This is a genomic window from Bacillus sp. YC2 (genome assembly GCF_019891195.1).
Classification (GTDB): domain Bacteria; phylum Bacillota; class Bacilli; order Bacillales; family Bacillaceae; genus Bacillus.
Map to the genome: position 1 here is coordinate 132,510 of NZ_JAHXDO010000002.1, position 18,275 is coordinate 150,784.

The 18,275-nt window shown below is 47.6% G+C and carries 17 protein-coding genes; 1 reads left to right on the forward strand and 16 read right to left on the reverse strand.

The features are described 5' to 3' along the window. The 11 genes from rlmN to KY305_RS05705 all read right to left on the reverse strand — a co-directional run bounded on the left by rlmN (position 1) and on the right by KY305_RS05705 (position 12,413). Entirely contained in the window at positions 1-1,092 is a 1,092-nt protein-coding gene (gene rlmN, locus KY305_RS05655) for a dual-specificity RNA methyltransferase RlmN (protein WP_214799396.1), read from the reverse strand. A 2-nt stretch (positions 1,093-1,094) separates the two neighbouring features. Further along, positions 1,095-2,438 (reverse strand): 16S rRNA (cytosine(967)-C(5))-methyltransferase RsmB, encoded by a 1,344-nt coding sequence (rsmB, locus tag KY305_RS05660; RefSeq protein WP_223061725.1) that lies wholly within the window; start codon positions 2,436-2,438, stop codon positions 1,095-1,097. Then, positions 2,425-3,378 carry a methionyl-tRNA formyltransferase gene (fmt, locus tag KY305_RS05665; RefSeq protein WP_223061726.1) on the reverse strand — a complete coding sequence of 318 codons (954 nt, stop codon included), beginning with the start codon at positions 3,376-3,378 and terminating at the stop codon, positions 2,425-2,427. The genes rsmB and fmt overlap by 14 nt, the downstream gene beginning before the upstream one ends. A 4-nt stretch (positions 3,379-3,382) precedes the next feature. Further along, complete coding sequence (gene def, locus KY305_RS05670; protein WP_223061727.1) at positions 3,383-3,865, reverse strand: peptide deformylase; 483 nt, start codon at positions 3,863-3,865, stop codon at positions 3,383-3,385. Positions 3,866-3,888: 23 nt separating this feature from the next. Continuing rightward, positions 3,889-6,300, reverse strand: coding sequence for a primosomal protein N' (gene priA, locus KY305_RS05675; protein ID WP_223061728.1), 2,412 nt, complete (start codon positions 6,298-6,300; stop codon positions 3,889-3,891). Next, entirely contained in the window at positions 6,297-7,517 is a 1,221-nt protein-coding gene (gene coaBC, locus KY305_RS05680; RefSeq protein ID WP_223061729.1) for a bifunctional phosphopantothenoylcysteine decarboxylase/phosphopantothenate--cysteine ligase CoaBC, read from the reverse strand. Before coaBC ends, priA begins: the two co-directional genes overlap by 4 nt. A gap of 90 nt (positions 7,518-7,607) precedes the next feature. After that, complete coding sequence (gene rpoZ, locus KY305_RS05685; RefSeq protein WP_061520469.1) at positions 7,608-7,811, reverse strand: DNA-directed RNA polymerase subunit omega; 204 nt, start codon at positions 7,809-7,811, stop codon at positions 7,608-7,610. Positions 7,812-7,814: 3 nt separating this feature from the next. Continuing rightward, positions 7,815-8,429 carry a guanylate kinase gene (gene gmk, locus KY305_RS05690; RefSeq protein WP_223061730.1) on the reverse strand — a complete coding sequence of 205 codons (615 nt, stop codon included), beginning with the start codon at positions 8,427-8,429 and terminating at the stop codon, positions 7,815-7,817. A gap of 7 nt (positions 8,430-8,436) precedes the next feature. Beyond that, positions 8,437-8,706, reverse strand: coding sequence for an extracellular matrix/biofilm regulator RemA (remA, locus tag KY305_RS05695; RefSeq protein WP_003154355.1), 270 nt, complete (start codon positions 8,704-8,706; stop codon positions 8,437-8,439). 76 nt (positions 8,707-8,782) lie between these two features. Then, on the reverse strand, positions 8,783-9,658 hold the full coding sequence (locus tag KY305_RS05700) for a YicC/YloC family endoribonuclease (protein ID WP_223061731.1): 876 nt from the start codon (positions 9,656-9,658) through the stop codon (positions 8,783-8,785). Between the two features lie 82 nt (positions 9,659-9,740). Beyond that, entirely contained in the window at positions 9,741-12,413 is a 2,673-nt protein-coding gene (locus KY305_RS05705; protein WP_223061732.1) for a calcium-translocating P-type ATPase, SERCA-type, read from the reverse strand. Between the two features lie 118 nt (positions 12,414-12,531). Between KY305_RS05705 and KY305_RS05710 the strand changes: the two genes are divergently transcribed. Beyond that, on the forward strand, positions 12,532-14,238 hold the full coding sequence (locus KY305_RS05710) for an Rqc2 family fibronectin-binding protein (protein ID WP_223061733.1): 1,707 nt from the start codon (positions 12,532-12,534) through the stop codon (positions 14,236-14,238). 120 nt (positions 14,239-14,358) lie between these two features. Here the strand turns inward: KY305_RS05710 and KY305_RS05715 are convergent, their stop codons facing one another. From KY305_RS05715 to sat, 5 genes are all read right to left on the reverse strand, one after another. Next, positions 14,359-14,847 carry a precorrin-2 dehydrogenase/sirohydrochlorin ferrochelatase family protein gene (locus KY305_RS05715; RefSeq protein WP_223061734.1) on the reverse strand — a complete coding sequence of 163 codons (489 nt, stop codon included), beginning with the start codon at positions 14,845-14,847 and terminating at the stop codon, positions 14,359-14,361. Continuing rightward, positions 14,828-15,613, reverse strand: coding sequence for a sirohydrochlorin chelatase (locus KY305_RS05720; RefSeq protein WP_223061735.1), 786 nt, complete (start codon positions 15,611-15,613; stop codon positions 14,828-14,830). Before KY305_RS05720 ends, KY305_RS05715 begins: the two co-directional genes overlap by 20 nt. Continuing rightward, positions 15,614-16,387, reverse strand: a complete 774-nt coding sequence (gene cobA / locus KY305_RS05725; RefSeq protein WP_223061736.1) for a uroporphyrinogen-III C-methyltransferase — start codon at positions 16,385-16,387, stop codon at positions 15,614-15,616. 122 nt (positions 16,388-16,509) lie between these two features. Beyond that, entirely contained in the window at positions 16,510-17,103 is a 594-nt protein-coding gene (gene cysC, locus KY305_RS05730; RefSeq protein WP_223061737.1) for an adenylyl-sulfate kinase, read from the reverse strand. Between the two features lie 13 nt (positions 17,104-17,116). Continuing rightward, positions 17,117-18,265: a sulfate adenylyltransferase gene (sat, locus tag KY305_RS05735; protein WP_223061738.1), complete on the reverse strand. Its 1,149-nt coding sequence runs from the start codon at positions 18,263-18,265 to the stop codon at positions 17,117-17,119. Positions 18,266-18,275 lie beyond the last annotated feature (10 nt).

Below are 18,275 nucleotides of genomic sequence, written 5' to 3' on the forward strand. Positions count from 1 at the left end.
TCACCTCGTCTCGTCTTGACGCTCCTTCGCGCGAAGCTGACCGCAGGCCGCGTCAATGTCATGGCCTTGCTCTCTTCTGATCGTGACATTTACACCGCGGGATTTTAACGTTTTTTCGAATGCAAAAATCTGGTCTCTCGGTGTGCGGACGTAATCCCGTTCAGGCACATAGTTAACCGGAATTAAGTTTACATGGCATTTTACGTCTTTTAACAGCTCTGCAAGCTCTTCAGCGTGTTCGACCTGGTCATTCACGCCTCCGAACAAACCGTATTCAAAGCTGATCCGTCTGCCTGTTTTCTCAATATAATATTTAACGGCTTCCATAAGATCAGGAAGCTTGTAAGCTTTGTTAATCGGCATGAGCCGGCTTCTGATTTCCGTATTCGGCGCGTGCAGAGAAATCGCGAAATTGATCTGCATTTTTTGATCGGCGAATTCGTAAATCTTCGGAATGATTCCGCTCGTAGAAACCGTGATATGACGCGCGCCGATATTTAAGCCTTTGTCGTGGTTAATGATTTTTAAGAAAGCAAGCATTTCATTGAAATTGTCAAAAGGCTCGCCGATTCCCATTATTACAACGGAGCTGACGCGTTCATCCGTCTCATCAAGCGCTTTTTGCACTTTCAAGACCTGAGCGACGATTTCGCCTGCTTCAAGGTTTCGTTTCAGCCCGCCAAGCGTCGACGCGCAAAATGTACAGCCGATGCGGCAGCCGACCTGTGTCGTTACACATACAGAATTGCCATACTCGTGTCTCATTAATACGGTTTCGATCGTATAACCGTCATGAAGCTCGAATAAAAATTTCATTGTGCCGTCTTGAGAGGTCTGCTTAATCGCCGTTTTCAGCGTTGTCAGCACAAAATGGCTCTTCAGCTTGTCACGCAGGCTTTTTGAAAGGTTTGTCATCTCATCAAAGGAAGACACCCGTTTTTCATACAGCCATTCAAAAATCTGGGCCGCGCGGAACGGCTTTTCGCCTTGCTCAGTCAGCCATTGTTTAATTTCATCTAATTCAAAAGAGTAAATGGACGGCTGTTCAGTCCGCAGCTCTTTTCGTACTTTTGTCTTTTTTAGTTCTGTCATTTTTATCCCTTCTTTCTCATGCTGCTAATAAAGAAACCGTCTGTTCCGAAATAGTGTGGAAGGATTTGAAGGCTTCCATCCTGAACAAAGGGTCTCGCCTTTTCAGGCAGCCGCTTTTCAAGAGACAAATCGGGTTCAAATTCAGGGTGTTCTTGTATAAACGCATGCATAACTTCTTCATTTTCTGTCCGGTCCATTGTACACGTACTGTATACGAGAGTGCCACCTTTTTTTACTAATGGCGCGATTTCCCTTAAAATGCCGAGCTGAATGTGCGACAGCCGTGTGCTGTCCTCCGGTGTTTTTGTATATTTCATATCCGGTTTTCTTCTGATTACCCCAAAGCCTGAGCACGGGGCGTCAACGAGAACCCGGTCAAATTGTTCGGCAGGAAAAGCGTCTCCCGCTTTTCTTGCATCCATCGTTTTAGCGTCAATGATATCCAGACCGAGCCTCTCTGCACCTTCTTTTATCAGCTTGACCTTGTGGCGGTGAAGATCCAAGGAAGTAAGGCTGCCCTCATTCTTCATCAGCTCAGCGATGTGAGCGGATTTTCCTCCTGGTGCGGCGCAAGCGTCAAGCACGGTTTCGCCCGGCTTCGGATCAAGCGCCCTCGCGACAAGCATGGAGCTTTCATCCTGAATGGATACTTGCCCTCTTTGGAAAAATTTCGTTTTCGCAATGTTGCCTTTTAAAAGCTTAATCGCGTCTGGAGAGAGGTCTCCAGTTTCAGCTTCGATTCCTTCATCCATCATTTCTTTCAGCACTGTTTCCCTGTCGGCTTTTATTTGATTGACACGGAGAGTCTGCTTCGGCGGAACAAGATGAATGCTGCAAATGTTCTCAGCCGCTTCAAAGCCATACGCCTCCGCCCACTCCTTAACGAGCCATTCAGGATGGCTTGTCTCCGTTGAAAGGCGGAGAATCGGGTCTTCTATATCGGCAAATGACGGAGCGCCTTCCCGTTGAAGGGAGCGGAGAATACCGTTGACAAATGATGCAATGCCTTTATGCCCGCGCTTTTTGGCAATTTCAACCGCTTCATGGATAGCCGCGCGATCCGGTATTTTTTCCAAGTACTCCATTTGGTAAACAGACAGGCGCAGAAGCTGAATCACCCACGGCTTTACCTTGTTCGGCTTGTTGATGAAAGGTTTCAGTATATAGTCTAAAGCGAATTTATTTTGGAGTGTTCCGTAAACAAGCTCTGTCAGCAGTCCTCTGTCCTGGTCACTGAGTTCGTTTGTTTTTATGACTGAGGTAAGGAGCAGGTTGCTGTATGCCTGGTTTTGATCCAGTTTTTCCAGCGCCTCGAGGGCAAGCTCCCGGACATTATTTTTCTTCATTTGCTGCTCCTAACACGTCACCGGCCTGCACTTTTTTGCCTCTTGCAAAGTCCTCGCCCTTCATTCGTTTTTTTCCGGCCGGCTGAAGTTCTGTAATTAAAATAGCGGTGCTGTTGCCTGAAGCGACGACAAAGCCGTTTTGGTCCGTGCGAATGACGGTGCCGGGCGCTGCTTCAGAATCGGCATCGACTTTTTCGGACGCCCACACTTTAACATTTTGCCCGTTCAGCGTTGTATAGGCGACCGGCCAAGGGTTTAAACCTCTTATTTGGTTGTAAATTTCTTCGCCCGTTTTCGTCCAATCAATCCGCTCCTCGTCACGCTTAATGTTCGGCGCGTAAGTCGCTTTAGACTCGTCCTGCTTAATCGGCTTAATATTTCCGGAAATGACGTTCGGAACGGTTTCTGATAAAAGCTTCGCTCCGGCTGCGCTCAATTTGTCATGAAGCGTGCCGACATTATCTTTCTCATCGATTTCCACTTCGATTTTTGAAATCATATCGCCTGCGTCAAGCTTTTCAACCATATACATAATGGTCACGCCGGTTTTTTTCTTTCCTTGCAGAATGGAATAATGAATCGGCGCTCCGCCTCTTAGCTCAGGCAAAAGTGACGCATGCACATTGATACAGCCGTGTTTAGGGCCGTCCAGCAGCTGTTTAGGCAATATTTGCCCGAATGCGGCCGTGACAATTAAGTCGGGGCGCAGGCTGAGCACTTTTTCTATCTCTTCTTCGAGCCTTACTTTTTCAGGCTGAAGCACCGGAATGCCGTGGCGTTCGGCTTCAGCCTTTACAGGAGGAGGCGTCATTACCTTTCTTCTTCCTTTCGGGCGGTCAGGCTGGGTGACAACACCCACGACCTCGTACCCGTCTTCTATAAGCGTCCGCAGCACGGGAACTGAAAAATCGGGCGTTCCCATAAAAACGATCCTTGTCATCCAATCATCCTTCCATTTCTGCCAGTTCTTCTTCTGTATAGTAGGTCAATATCTTTGATGTAAATAAAACGCCGTCCAAATGATCCATTTCATGCTGCACGGCTCTTGCCAAAAAGCCTTCCGCTTCAAAAATGAACGGCTTTCCCTTGCGGTCAAAAGCTTTTACTTTCACGTAGTCAGAACGTGTGACATCGCCGTATACACCAGGGAAGCTTAAGCAGCCCTCCACGCCTGTTTGTTCACCGCTTTTCTCAAGAATGACGGGGTTTACAAGGTCGATCCTGCCGCTTTCTTCACCGATGTCCACAACGGCTGCTCTTTTGAGGACGCCGATTTGCGGAGCTGCAAGGCCGACGCCGTCCATTTCAAGCATTGTATCGTACATATCGTCAAGCAGTTTTTTTAATTTTTTATCAAATACTGTCACATCTTCAGCCGGTGTTTCCAGAACTTCCGCCGGGTGTGTGACGATTTTTTTCACAGCCAAATTTTTTTCCTCCAAAACAAATGTTACATCAGCATGTAAGGATTCATATCAATGGAAATCATCACATGCTTTTGCGCTATGTCACGTTTATAATGGTCCAGTATTTTCTTGAGCTGAACCTGCAACTCGGTTTCCTGTCTGTATTTTATCACGCATTGGTAGCGATATCTATCTTTGATCCGGGCGATCGGTGAAGCAGCCGGCCCGAGAATTTTCGTATCCGGCCCGCATCCTGATTTTAAAAAGTTTGTAATCTTTTCTGCGGTTATCGTGGCTTTGGCTGCTTCTTCATGAGAAACGGTCACAAGCGCCACATAATAATAAGGCGGATAGGACTGAGCCCGCCGATGCGCCATTTCCTGCTGAAAAAAAGATTCATAGTCATGTGTTTTCGTCAGCTGGATGCTGTAATGCGACGGCGTATACGTTTGGATGATCACCGATCCCGGCTTCTCATGACGGCCCGCCCGTCCGCTTACTTGCGTCAGCAGCTGGAACGTTTTCTCAGCCGCCCGGAAGTCAGGGATATGCAGCGTTGTATCCGCGCTTAACACCCCGACAAGGGTCACATTCGGAAAATCAAGGCCTTTTGCGATCATTTGCGTACCGAGAAGGATATCTGCCTTTCCTTCGCCGAAAGCCGATAACAGCTTCTCATGAGCGCCTTTTCTGGAGGTCGTGTCTACATCCATCCTGATCACCCGCGCTTGCGGCAGCACTTTGGTGAGTTCCTCTTCCACACGCTGCGTTCCCGTGCCGAAAAAACGGATATGCTCGCTGCTGCATTCAGGGCACGTGCCCGGCACGGGCTCCTCATGTCCGCAGTAGTGGCATTTCAGCCTTTGTCCGTAGCGGTGATAGGTCATTGAAATATCGCAATGCGGACATTGAGGCACATAACCGCAATCACGGCACATCACAAAGGATGAATAACCCCGCTTGTTTAAAAAGAGCACAGCCTGCTCTTTTTTTGCCAGCTTCTCCTCCAGCTGTTCCATCAGCTCTGTCGAAAACATCGACCTGTTGCCGTTTCTCAGCTCTTCCCTCATATCAACGAGAGAAACCTCCGGCATAAGCTGGCGATTTACACGGTGTTTTAATGGCAGTAATTCATAAACGCCTTTTTTCGCCCGTGCAAAGGACTCCAGCGTCGGCGTGGCGCTGCCGAGAACGACCGGGCAGCTGTGATGCTCTGCCCGTTTAATCGCCACGTCTTTTGCATGATATCGAGGCATTTCCTCCTGTTTATAGGAAGACTCGTGCTCTTCATCAATGATAATCATGCCAAGGTTTTCAAACGGGGCAAAAATCGCCGATCTTGCTCCGACGACAAGCCTGACTTCCTTGCGCTGAATTTTCCGCCATTCATCATATTTTTCACCAGTGGATAAACCGCTGTGCATGACCGCAACCTGTGAGCCGAATCGGCCTTTAAAACGGTTGACCATTTGCGGCGTTAAAGAGATTTCCGGAACGAGCACGATTGCTTCCTTTCCTTTAGCAAGCACCTTTTCAATAGACTGCAAATAAATTTCCGTTTTTCCGCTTCCGGTCACCCCGTGAAGCAAAAACACATGATGGACATTATCTGCTACCGCTTGTTTAATCGGCTCAAAAGCAGCATGCTGCTCGTCTGTCAGCGGCAGCGGCTCTGTTTTTTTGAACATTCTGTCCTGATAAGGGTCGCGGTAAACCTCTTCAAAGCTTTCCTTCAGAAGCCCTTTTTTGAGCAGCGTTTTTATTGTCGCTGAGCTGGCATCTGTTTTTTTGCAAAGGTCGGCTGCAGAAATCTTTGCTCCCCCGGCGATAAAATAGTGAAGCACGGCCAGCTGTTTGGAAGCCTGTTTCGTTAAGGCGTCTGCCTGCCGGATGAGTTCTCCTTTGTCTGCGTCTGCCTCAATCATGCGGATCATTTTTTTATTCGTTTTTTGCGCCACTTTATAAGTGACATCAATGCTGCCTCGGCGTACGAATTTTTGAAGTGACGAAAGGATGTTCTGATCGGAAATATCGGAGTACAGAAGGTTCTTCTGGTCCCGGAAGAGCTGCTTGATTTCCGGCGACAATGCCTCTTCGTCAATGACCTTCAGTTCTTTTTCATACTTTGCTTTCAGCGCAGCAGGCAGCATCGCCTGAAGCGCTGTGATTTTAAAGGACAGCGTTTTGTCTGAGAGCCATGAAGACAGCTGCATCAGTTCTTCAGTCAACACTGGCGTCAAATCAAGAAGCTGCTCAACTTCCTTCACTGACTTGCCGTTAAGCTCTGACGAATCTTTCAAACCGGTCACAAATCCTTGAAGCTTGCGCGGGCCGAACGGGACAATCACCCGCATGCCGACTTCAATCATGCCTTTTAAATGATCCGGGATTTTGTAATCAAAGGGCCTGTCAATGTTTTTGGAGCTGACATCCACAATGACTTCTGCTACATTCATACTCGCTTTTGGCCCTCATCTTTCAACGCGGTCATTTCCTTCAGCAGTTCAAAGGAAACGTCAAGCTTCGACATAAGCGCAAGCTCCCGCTTTCTGCCGTCCCGGAAATAGAAAGTGACGAGGTTAGTGTCTGTGCCGAACCCGGCCCCTTCTGCTTTAACATCATTAGCGACAATCATATCAAGGTTTTTCTTTTCCAGTTTGTTGCGCGCGTAGCGTTCGATGTCTTGTGTTTCAGCCGCGAATCCGACTAAAAGCTGATGGGTTTTCCGTTCGCCAAGTTCTTTCAAAATGTCAGCAGTACGATTGAATTCCATCGTGAGCGAGCCGTCCTTCTTTTTCATTTTTTGATCTGAAACCGATGCCGGCGTGAAATCAGCCACGGCCGCCGTTTTTATCACCATGTCACATGAATCGAACTCAGAAAGCACCGCTTCTCTCATATCGGCTGCGGACTGAACGGGCAGAAATTGATACAGCCCCTCGGGCGGTTCTATCGCCACCGGCCCGGAAATCAATGTCACGCGCGCACCGAGCCGGACGGCAGCCTCCGCGGCGGCGTACCCCATTTTCCCTGTTGACTTATTTGTAAAAAAGCGGACAGGATCAACGGCTTCGCGTGTCGGTCCAGCCGTAATGACGACATGCTTTCCGCGCAGCGGCGCATCTTCCTCCGCCTTTGAAAAATGCTCTTTGACACGCTCGACAATATGCTCCGGCTCTTCTAATCTTCCTTTGCCGACATACCCGCATGCCAAATAGCCTTCGCTCGGCTCGATAAAACGAACGCCGTCCTGATAAAGCACGGAGATATTCCGTTTCACCGCCGGATGATCATACATATGGACATTCATAGCAGGAGCCACCCAGACAGGGGCCTCCGCCGCTAACAGCGTTGTTGTGAGCATATCATCAGCCAGCCCGTTGGCAAGCTTGCCGATGATGTTTGCCGTAGCGGGCGCCACAATGATTAAATCCGCCCAGTCAGCCGCATCGATATGGGAAATGACTTTCGGATTCTGTTCTTTAAATGTATCTGTATATACTTCATTCCGGCTTAATGCCTGAAATGTCAGCGGAGAAACAAACTCACGCGCGGACTCAGTCATAATCACTTTTACGTTCGCACCGGCCTGAACCAGCTTGCTTGTCAGTGCGCAGGCTTTATAAACGGCAATGCCTCCGCTTACACATAGTAAAATGTTTCGGTTAATCATGAAGTCTTCTCCCCCTTATGAAAGCATTGGACAAATTCCCAGCGGAAAAAAATAACAACCTATTTAGAGATAGGTTGCTACGTGTGCTTTTTATTCGCTGTCTTCTTTTTCAAACGAAAGCAGGCCCGCATCAATTTCTTCTAAAGCTTTGCCTACATATTTGTGTGAAATGGTATGTTCAATCTGCTGGTCTTTTTTGATTTGCATTTCACGCGCACGTCTTGCAGAAACAGTCACCAGCGTATATTTTGAATCTAATTTATTCATTAAAGAGTCAATTGACGGATCTAACATAAGTTATTCTACCTCCAGCATTTTCTTATATCTCGGAGCAACGCGTTCACGCTTTAAATGCTCAGCGAGAACGATCGCATTGATCTTGTCGCAAGCCGTTTGAATATTGTCGTTTTCAACGACGTAATCATACGCGTCCATCATTTCGATTTCCGCTTTGGCCGCCTTCATTCTGTTTTCAATTAAATCATCGGTTTCTGTGCCTCTCGTCACGATCCTGTTCTTCAGCTCAGAAAGGCTCGGCGGCGCTAAGAAGATAAACAGGCCTTCCGGAAATGCATTTCGCACTTGGAGTGCGCCCTGCACTTCAATCTCTAAGAAGACGTCTTTTCCTTCTTGAAGCGTCTTTTCGACATAATCGACGGGCGTTCCGTAATAATTGCCGACATATTCTGCCCATTCGAGCAGTTTGTTGTTTTCAATCATGTGTTCGAATTCATCTCTTGTTTTGAAGAAATAATCGATTCCGTCCGTCTCGCCCGCTCTCGGGCTTCTCGTCGTGACTGAGATCGAGTATTCGAATTTCGTATCCTCTTGTGAAAATATTGCTTGCCGAACCGTTCCTTTACCAACTCCTGAGGGACCTGAGAGAACGATTAATAACCCTCTTTCTTTCATGCGGCAATTATCCCTGCCCTTCATCCATAATTTCTTCTTTCACAGAAAGTCTGTGTGCAACTGTCTCAGGCTGGACGGCAGATAAGATAATGTGATCACTATCCATGACGACAACTGCACGGGTTCTTCGTCCGTATGTAGCGTCTATTAGCATTCCGCGGTCTCTTGCATCCTGAATCATTCGCTTTATTGGCGCAGACTCCGGGCTGACAATCGAAATCATCCGATTGGCGGAGATGATATTGCCAAATCCGATATTAATCAGTTTAATCGTCATCTTCTACGTTCCCCCTGTAAAATAGACGTCTCTAGTGTAACCTAGAGAGACCGTCTGTAAACAATACGCACAGTCGCTATTCTATATTTTGCACTTGTTCCTTTAATTTTTCAATAGAACTTTTCATTTCGACGACAAGCTTTGTGATTTGATGATCATTTGCTTTTGAGCCGATTGTGTTGGCTTCGCGATTCAGCTCCTGGACGAGAAAATCGAGTTTGCGGCCCACAGCCCCGCCTTCTTCCAATATATCACGAAATTGAACAAAATGGCTCTTCAGCCTGGTAATCTCTTCTGTAATGTCAGATCGGTCGGCAAAAATCGCGCATTCCGTGATCAGCCTGCTTTCGTCAAGCGCGTCCTCCGTCCATTCCTTCATTCGGGCGTACAGCCGCTCGCGATAATGATCCACAACGGCCGAAGCGCGGTCTTTCACTTGTCCGGACAGAGCCTCGAGACGTTCAATATGCAAAAGGCAGTCCTCTGCCAAAAGCCGGCCTTCCTTCGCCCTCATGTCACAAAGTTCCTTTACCGCCAGCTCAGCCGCTTCCCTGATCACCTCTTCAAGCCTATCATCGCGCATCTGTTCCTCATGGATCTGCGCGACATGCTCAAACTTGAAAAAATCCATTGCATCGGGCTCCGCAGCCAGGCTGTAGCGCTTTTTCATGTCGCGTGCTGCGCTCACATATTCATCAAGCAGCTCCCAATCAATCGCCAGGCTTCTTTTTATAAGCGCGTCACTGTTTACAGTCAGAAATAATTCCACTCTTCCGCGCTGTATATGCTGTAAAATCATTTGTTTCAGCTTATCCTCTACATATAGCAAAGGCCTTGGCAGACGAGCATTGACTTCTTTGAACCGGTAGTTCACGGATTTCAATTCAACGGTTGCTGAGAGATCGTCTTTTGTGCTGCTTGCGCTGCCGAAGCCTGTCATACTCCGTATCATATGAAACACCCAATTTCTTTCCCGTTATCAAAATAAAAGGGCAATAGACATGCTATTACCCCTAAGATTATATCATATGGATTTATTTTTTTCTTGTCAAAAGTTGACCCGCCAGTAAAAAAGTCGGGATGGATGACATGCCGATAACGAGCATCCAATCACCAGGCGTAATCGGTACGGTTTTGAATATCGGCTGCAGCGGCGGATAGTAGATCACAATGGTCATCAAGAAAACAGACGACAGGATGGCGCCGATTAAATAAAGATTCTCAAATGGATTACGGGAGAAAACAGACGTTTCGCTCCGGCAATCAAACACGTGAATGAGCTGAGCCAGTACAAGGGTTGCAAATGCGACTGTTTGGGCGTACGGCAGATTTTCAGGATTGCGATGATAGACGACGATGAAGGCTAAAATGGTTGCGGCGCCGATTAAAAATCCTCTCGATAGCACTTTCCAGCCGAGTTTCCTGGCAAACACCCCTTCTTTCGGGTGCCGCGGCTTCCGCCTCATTACGTCATTCTCGGCCTGATCCATGCCGAGCGCCATGGCAGGAAGGCCGTCTGTGACCAAGTTTACCCACAATATTTGAATCGGAACTAGCGGCAGAGGCAAGGCGAGAAGCATCGCAAACAGCATAACGAGAATTTCACCGACGTTTGATGCGAGCAAATAACGGACGAATTTTCTTATATTTTCATAGATATTTCTTCCTTCTTTAATGGCTGATTTAATGGTTGCAAAATTATCGTCTACGAGAATAAGAGAGGACGCTTCTTTCGCCACATCCGTACCGGTAACGCCCATAGCGACACCGATATCGGCCTGCTTAATGGCCGGCGCGTCATTGACTCCGTCTCCCGTCATCGCGACGACGTGTCCGTTCTCTTGAAACGCTTTGACGATTTTTAATTTATGCTCCGGCGATACGCGGGCAAATACATAGACATCATCTACAGCCTCAGCAAGCTCTTTTGACGTAAGCTCGTTAAGCATTTTCCCGTCCATCACACGGCCTTTTTTCGGAAGAAGACGCAATTCTTTTGCGATAGCTTTTGCCGTTTCCACATGGTCACCCGTAATCATAACGGTTTTAATGCCTGCTTCCCGGCATTCTTTAATGGCTTGCCTGACCTCGGGACGAGGCGGATCAATCATACCGGAAAGCCCGAGCATCGTGAGGTTTTTTTCCGCCTGCTCCATCGTCGGCTTCTCGCCGGACTTTAGCGGTTTGTATGCAATGGCAATCGTTCTGAGCGCTTGAGACGCCAATTGTTTGAGCACCGCTTCTGTTTCGGCTTTCTTTTCTCCAGAATAAGGGGCGGTTCTGCCGTCATACATCATATGTGATGAACGCTCAATTAACACGTCAGGAGCACCCTTTGTAATGACGAACTGCTTCTTATCCTTCCCCTCTACAATAACAGTCATCATTTTACGGACGGAGTCAAACGGAAACTCAGTAATCACGCGGTATTGCGACTGGAGCCAGTCATTTGTAAAACCGCCTTTCCTCGCCGCCGTCAATAGCGCCCCTTCCGTCGGATCACCGTCTAATACATAGTGCCCGTCTTTCAGTGCAATTTCGGACGTATTGCATAATGCGCCGAAGAGCAGCATTTGCTCAAGCGGCTTATCATCTTTCGGTTTGATTTCTTGATCATCGCGTGTGAAAACCCCGGCCGGCTCATAGCCGATGCCTGACACTTTAAATGTTTTTCCGCCCGACCACATGTGGGTGACCGTCATTTTGTTTTGCGTCAGTGTTCCGGTTTTATCAGAACAAATAATCGAGGCGCAGCCCAGCGTTTCAACCGCCGGAAGCTTTCTTACGATTGATTTCTGTTTGATCATGCGCTGTACGCCGAGTGATAAAGCAACCGTAACGATGGCAGGGAGGCCCTCCGGAATCGCGGCTACCGCCAATGACACTCCCGCCAAAAACATGCTGTAGAGCTCATGTCCCTGTATAACGCCGACAGCTACGACCAATACCGTCAATAGCAGCGCGACAACAATTAAAATTTTGCCCAGTTCTTCCAGCCTTCTTTGCAGCGGCGTTGAAATATTGCCCGCTGAATCCAGCATATCGGCGATTTTTCCCATCGCCGTATTCATTCCTGTGCCGACAACGACACCGACGCCGCTGCCGCGCGTGACGATCGTACCCATAAACGCCATATTGGTGATATCGCCTAAGGAGACATCCGGCTCTCTCAGCTTATCAGCCTGCTTCACAACCGGAAGTGATTCTCCGGTGAGTGCCGATTCTTCGATTTCAAGGCTCTTCGCTTCAACGATTCGCACATCTGCGCCAATCCGATCGCCGCTTGTAAATTTCACAATATCTCCGGGGACGAGTTCCTTGGACTGAATTTTCGTCCAGTTCCCATCCCGAAGCGCTGACACATATGGCGTCGACAGCTCTTTTAATGCTTTCAAAGACTTTTCCGCACGCCGCTCTTGGAAAAAGCCGAGGACACCATTGACAAATACGATCGCCATAATGGCAATTGCATCTACATATTCGCCCAAAAATCCTGAAATTAAAGTTGCCGCCAGCAGCACAAGCACCATGAAGTCTTTAAACTGAGCGAAAAACAATACGATCGCTGAGGTCCGCTTCCCCTCTTGAAGTTCATTCGGTCCGTGCTTTTCAAGGCGTTTTTTCACTTCTTTTTCGGTCAATCCCTGTTTAATGGACGTATTTGTTGCTTGCAGCAAATCGGTTTGTCCCATTTCATGAAACTTCATTTCCCTCGTCCACTCCCCTGCTCACTTTAGAGATGTCACTCTACAAACAAGCTTATTCTGACTCGTCCCTTTTCATGCTATAATTATCGAATGCAGGAAGAAGGAAAGGGTGTTTCATATGTCTTTTGATGGCATGTTTACATACGGAATGACACACGAACTGAACAGCAAGATTGCCGGAGGCCGGATCACAAGAGTCCATCAGCCTTTTAAGCATGACGTGATATTCCATATTCGCGCAAACGGAAAAAACCATAAATTATTATTATCAGCACACCCCAGCTACTCACGGGTGCATTTGACCGGTCAGGCCTATGAAAACCCGAGCGAGCCGCCAATGTTTTGTATGCTGCTCCGAAAGCATATAGAAGGCGGATTTATTGAGAAAATCGAACAGGCCGGATTAGACCGGATTATGATGTTTCATATTAAAAGCAGAAATGAGATCGGCGATGAAACCGCAAGAACGCTTTACGTCGAAATTATGGGGCGGCACAGCAACTTGATTTTGACTGACGAAGAAGGGTCAATCATAGACGGCTTAAAGCATTTATCTCCGTCTATGAACAGCTACCGGACCGTGCTGCCCGGCTATGATTACAAACTTCCGCCCGCTCAGGAAAAAATATCGCCGCTGACTGCGGATGAAGAGGACATTTTACGTTATCTCAGTTTTCAGGAAGGGCGGCTTGACCAGCAGATCGTCAAGCATTTCTCCGGTGTTTCTCCGCTTTTTGCAAAAGAAGCGGTCTACAGAGCGGGACTGGCGAACAAAATTACGCTCCCGAAGACATTGTTAGAGATGTTTCAAGCGGTGAAGGAAGGCAAGTTAACGCCTAATATTACATCAGCAGGCGGGAAGGAATATTTCTATTTACTTGCACTCACGCACGTAAACGGAGAGGAGCGCCGCTTTCAGTCATTGAGCGGACTGCTGGACCGGTTTTATTTCGGAAAAGCGGAACGTGACCGCGTCAAACAGCAGGCTCAGGATCTCGAACGATTTGTCGTGAACGAACGGAAAAAGAACGCCAATAAAATCAAAAAGCTCGAAAAAACGCTCGACTATTCCGAGAACGCGAAGGAATTCCAGTTATATGGCGAGCTGCTGACGGCGAATTTGTATATGCTGAAAAAAGGAGATAAGGAAGCGAAGGTCATCAATTATTACGATGAAGAAAGCCCGGTGATCACCATTCCTTTAAATCCGAACAAAACACCTTCAGAAAATGCGCAGATATATTTTACTAAGTATCAAAAAGCGAAAAATTCCGTTGCGGTCGTCAAAGAGCAAATCCGTTTGGCCGAGGAAGAAATCGCCTATTTCGATCAGCTGATCCAGCAGCTCTCTTCCGCTTCAACAAAGGATATTCATGAAATAAGAGAGGAGCTTGTCGAAGGCAAATACTTACGCCCGAAGCAGCAAAAAGGACAGAAAAAGAACAAACAGCTCGCGCCTGTTTTGGAGCAATATGAATCTTCCAGCGGTCTGAGCATTCTGGTCGGCAAAAATAATAAACAAAATGAGTATTTAACGACAAAGGCTGCAGCAAGGGATGATATGTGGTTTCATACGAAAGACATTCCGGGCTCACACGTCGTAATTAAAAGCAGCGAGCCGGATGAACAATCCATTCTGGAAGCAGCAGCAATTGCCGCTTATTTTTCAAAAGCGAAGGATTCCGGATCAGTGCCTGTTGACTATACAAAAATCAGGCACGTTAAGAAACCTAATGGCGCAAAACCAGGCTTTGTGACCTATGACAGCCAGCATACCGTATTTGTCACACCTGATGCCGACCTCGTCATACGGCTGAAAAAATAAAAAGAACATAACACCACCTCCAGTTGATTTGGAGGTGGTTTTTTCAGGAAGTGAACCCAGAAATAAACAAGAGAGGCTGCATCAGCCTCTCTCTTCCTTACTAAGGTGTTTCGGCAGTATTTATGTTCCTCTTCTTTTCTCAAACAAGCGGTTCACTTCTTCAACCAATTCGCCGCCGATCAGCGGTTCTATTTTTTCTGCAATCTGTTTGGTGTGTTTTGGGCTTGCACCGCTTGTTGAAATTGACACTTGAATATGCCCTTTACGGATGATCTTCGGCATATAGACGCTGCCGTTTTCAGCCTCGCTTACACAGTTGACCAGCTGGGAATCAGAAGCGTTTGCGGCAATCTGCAAATTCACGGTTCGGTCATTTGTTGCTGCGATGATGAAAAAGGCAGGCGTAAGATCCTCCATTTCAATTTTGCGGGCAATCCAGCGGATGCGGCCCTCCTCCGCCAATTGTTTAATTTCAGGGAGAGCTTCAGGGCTGATCACAGTAATCTCCGCTCGTTCCGGAAGCACTGTTTTCAGCCGCCTTAAAGCAACATTGCCTCCGCCTGCAATGACCACTTTCTTTCCGCTGAGGTTAATGTGAAGGGGCAGCATATAATTCCCCCTTGAAATCAAACTGACCGTCGGGATTTTCAGCGGCTTCTGCCACACGGTTCAAAAACGCCTGCCTGATATGCTCGTGAAAGCCCAGATATGAAGCAAGATAAACGTTTTGATTCACGGTTTGAAGCTTTTGAACCTCCCGCTCGATCTCTGTCATTAAAAGCCCGGTAAACAGCAGATAAGGCACGATAAAAACAGGAGCGCCGTCATCCTCCGCAAGCCTGGCAAACACTTCTTTGTAGTGCGGTTCACAGGCAGTTAAAAAACAAGGAATTACTTCTTTAACGGGGGCGATCCGGCTGAGCCTTCCGGCAATCTCGCTGATATCCTTTTTGACAGCGGGATCTGTACTTCCTCTTCCGATCAGCACAACTTTCGCCTGTTCAATCGCTCCGCCTGTTTCTAAGAGACGATGGTAAACCGCTTTTACGACCTCGTCGTCCACCCCGATCGGAACGCCATACGTCACCTGTACATCAGGATGGCGGGCTGCTGCGTGAGCGATCTCAATCGGAATGTCGTGTTTTGCGTGAGCGGCAGTCAACAGCAAGAGAGGCACCACCGCAATGTGAGTGGCGCCTTGATTGACACATGCTTCAAATCCCGTTTCAATAGACGGTTCCTGCAGCTCTAAAAAACAGATTTCTTGAATAGGGGCTTTTGTGTGCATCTTGCATCCTTCTAAAAACGCTGCCGATTCTGTCTGAGCTTTTTTCAGCCGGCTCCCGTGTCCGACGTATAATATCGCCTGCTTCATTTACAACGCCTCGCTCAAATCATGTTTTTTCAGTTCAGATTCAAACCAGTCCAGCTTACAGTGATAATTGACGACATCACCGATGACAATTAAGCTCGGATTTTTGATCTCTTCTTTTATCACCGTTTCCGAAAGTGTGGCCACTGTGCAGAAAACTGACTTTTGCTTGTCAGTCGTGCCCCAGTGAATAAAGGCAGCAGGCGTTTCGCCGTCCCTGCCGTTTTCCAGCAGCATTTTTTCAATATGCCGGATATTTTTGATGCCCATGTAGATGACAAGCGTATCAATGCCGGTCGCCAGCGCCCTCCATTTTTCTTCAAAATCGTCCTCTTTTTTATAATGCCCGGTAACGAACGCGACATTTGAGCCCGCATCCCGGTGCGTGACGGGAATGCCGGCGTAAGCGGCCGCCGCAATGCCCGATGTAATGCCCGGTACGATCTCAAACGGAATGGCGTTTTGCGCGAGAGTTTCTGCTTCTTCTCCGCCGCGGCCGAACACGAACGGGTCGCCCCCTTTGAGCCTTACGACGGTTTTTCCCTTTTTCGCGTATTTCACAAGGAAACGGTTAATGGTTTCCTGTTTCATAATGTGGAAATCAGGGAGCTTACCGCAGTAAATCAAGTCCGCTTCTTCTTTGGCGTATTGTAAAATCTCTTTGTTTACTAATCTGTCATATAAAATAACGTCAGCTTGCTGAATGGCCTTCATTGCCTTTACCGTTAATAAGTCCGGATCTCCCGGACCGGCCCCAACGATAAATACTTTCCCCATGGTATTCTCCCCGATCCGTTTTGAAGTCTTCCAGAACAGCCGCGAGGCCGCACACCAGCCATTTTATCATATCCCGTTCTTCTGACGGACATCCGGCTGAATGCGCGGCCTTTTTGGACTTATTATGCTAAGTTGTTTTTCACAAATTCAATGAGCTGGCTTGTGCATTCTTCGCGTTCATATTTGCCGGAATCAAGTACGAGCTCAGGCGCTTTCGGCTCCTCGTACGGAGAATCAATTCCTGTAAAGAAAGGGATTTCGCCGTTTCTTGCTTTTTTATATAAACCTTTCGGGTCCCGCTGTTCACAAATGTCGAGGTCGCATTTGATGTAGACTTCATTAAATTCACCTTCACTCACCAGCTGGCGAACCTGCTCTCTGTCTTCACGGAACGGAGAAATAAAGGCGGTAATGACGATGGTGCCCTGCTGAACGAAAAGCTTCGCCACTTCACCGATTCTGCGAATATTTTCCTTGCGGTCATCATCAGAAAACCCTAAATCCTTATTTAATCCGTGGCGGATATTATCTCCGTCCAATACGATCACTTGATAGCCCTGTTCAAACAGCTCGCGCGCTGCGGCATTTGCAATCGTGGATTTTCCGGAGCCGCTTAAGCCTGTGAGCCAGAGAATGGAGCTTTTATGATTGTTTTTCTCCTGATATTCTTCTTTCGTTATTGAGGCATCATGCCACACAATATCACGATTCGTCACTCTTTTTTCCTCCTTAAGAAACGCCTGCTTCTTCTTTCGTTTTCAGCCCTTTAATTAATACCTCGACAACTTCAGGACGGCTGAACTCCGCAGGCGGCATCACGCCGCTTCGCAGCATTTCTCTGACTTTCGTTCCTGAAAGAATGACGTGGTGCTCTCTTTCGTGCGGGCATGTTTTGGCAGTCGCCATGTTGCCGCATTTTTGGCAGAAGAAACTGTGCTCGAATTTCATCGGCGTAATGCCGAGTTCATCTGCTGTAAACTGGTTGAACAGCTCTTGCGCTTCGTATGTGCCGTAGTAATCACCTACTCCGGCATGGTCGCGGCCGACGATAAAATGTGTGCAGCCGTAGTTTTTCCGGACAAGCGCGTGGAAAATGGCTTCTCTCGGGCCAGCATACCGCATGGCCGCTAAAAATACGCCAAGGAAAACGCGGTCTTTCGGATAATAATGATCGAGCAGCACCTGATAGCTTTCCATTCTGACGTCTGCCGGAATATCGTCTGATTTTGTTTCACCGACAAGCGGGTTCAAAAACAAACCGTCAACCGTTTCAAGCGCTGTTTTTTGAATATATTCGTGAGCGCGGTGAACGGGATTTCTCGTTTGGAAGCCGACAATGGTTTTCCAGCCTTTTTCTTCAAAGCTGCGTCTTGTTTCAGCAGGTTCAAAGGTAAACTCCGGAAACTGTTTTGACGCTTTTTTGATTAATGTGATCGGTCCCCCGACGTACGTATCACCGCGGCTGAACAATTTTTTCACGCCCGGATGCGCGGCATCGTCGGTTTTATACACATGAATGGCTTCTTTTTGTTTGTCTGGCGTGTACATATCTTCGATCTCTACCACGCCGTATGTTTCTCCGCCGTAGGTTAATTTGACGGTGTCGCCGATTGCAAGCTCAGCTGCTTTTTCTGAATCAACCGGAAGCGTGATCGGAAGAGACCAGACAGTTCCGGATGCCAAACGCATGTTTTCAACGACTGACACGTAATCTTTTTCTGTGAAAAATCCTTCAATCGGGCTGTATCCCCCAATCCCGATCAGCTCTAAATCAGCAAACGAAATCAGGTCCAATTCGATTTCCTTTTGAATAGATGTAACGTCGTATTGCTCGTTTACCCGATTAATTAATGTTCCTCCGTGCGGTGCTAAACTCATAACAATTTGT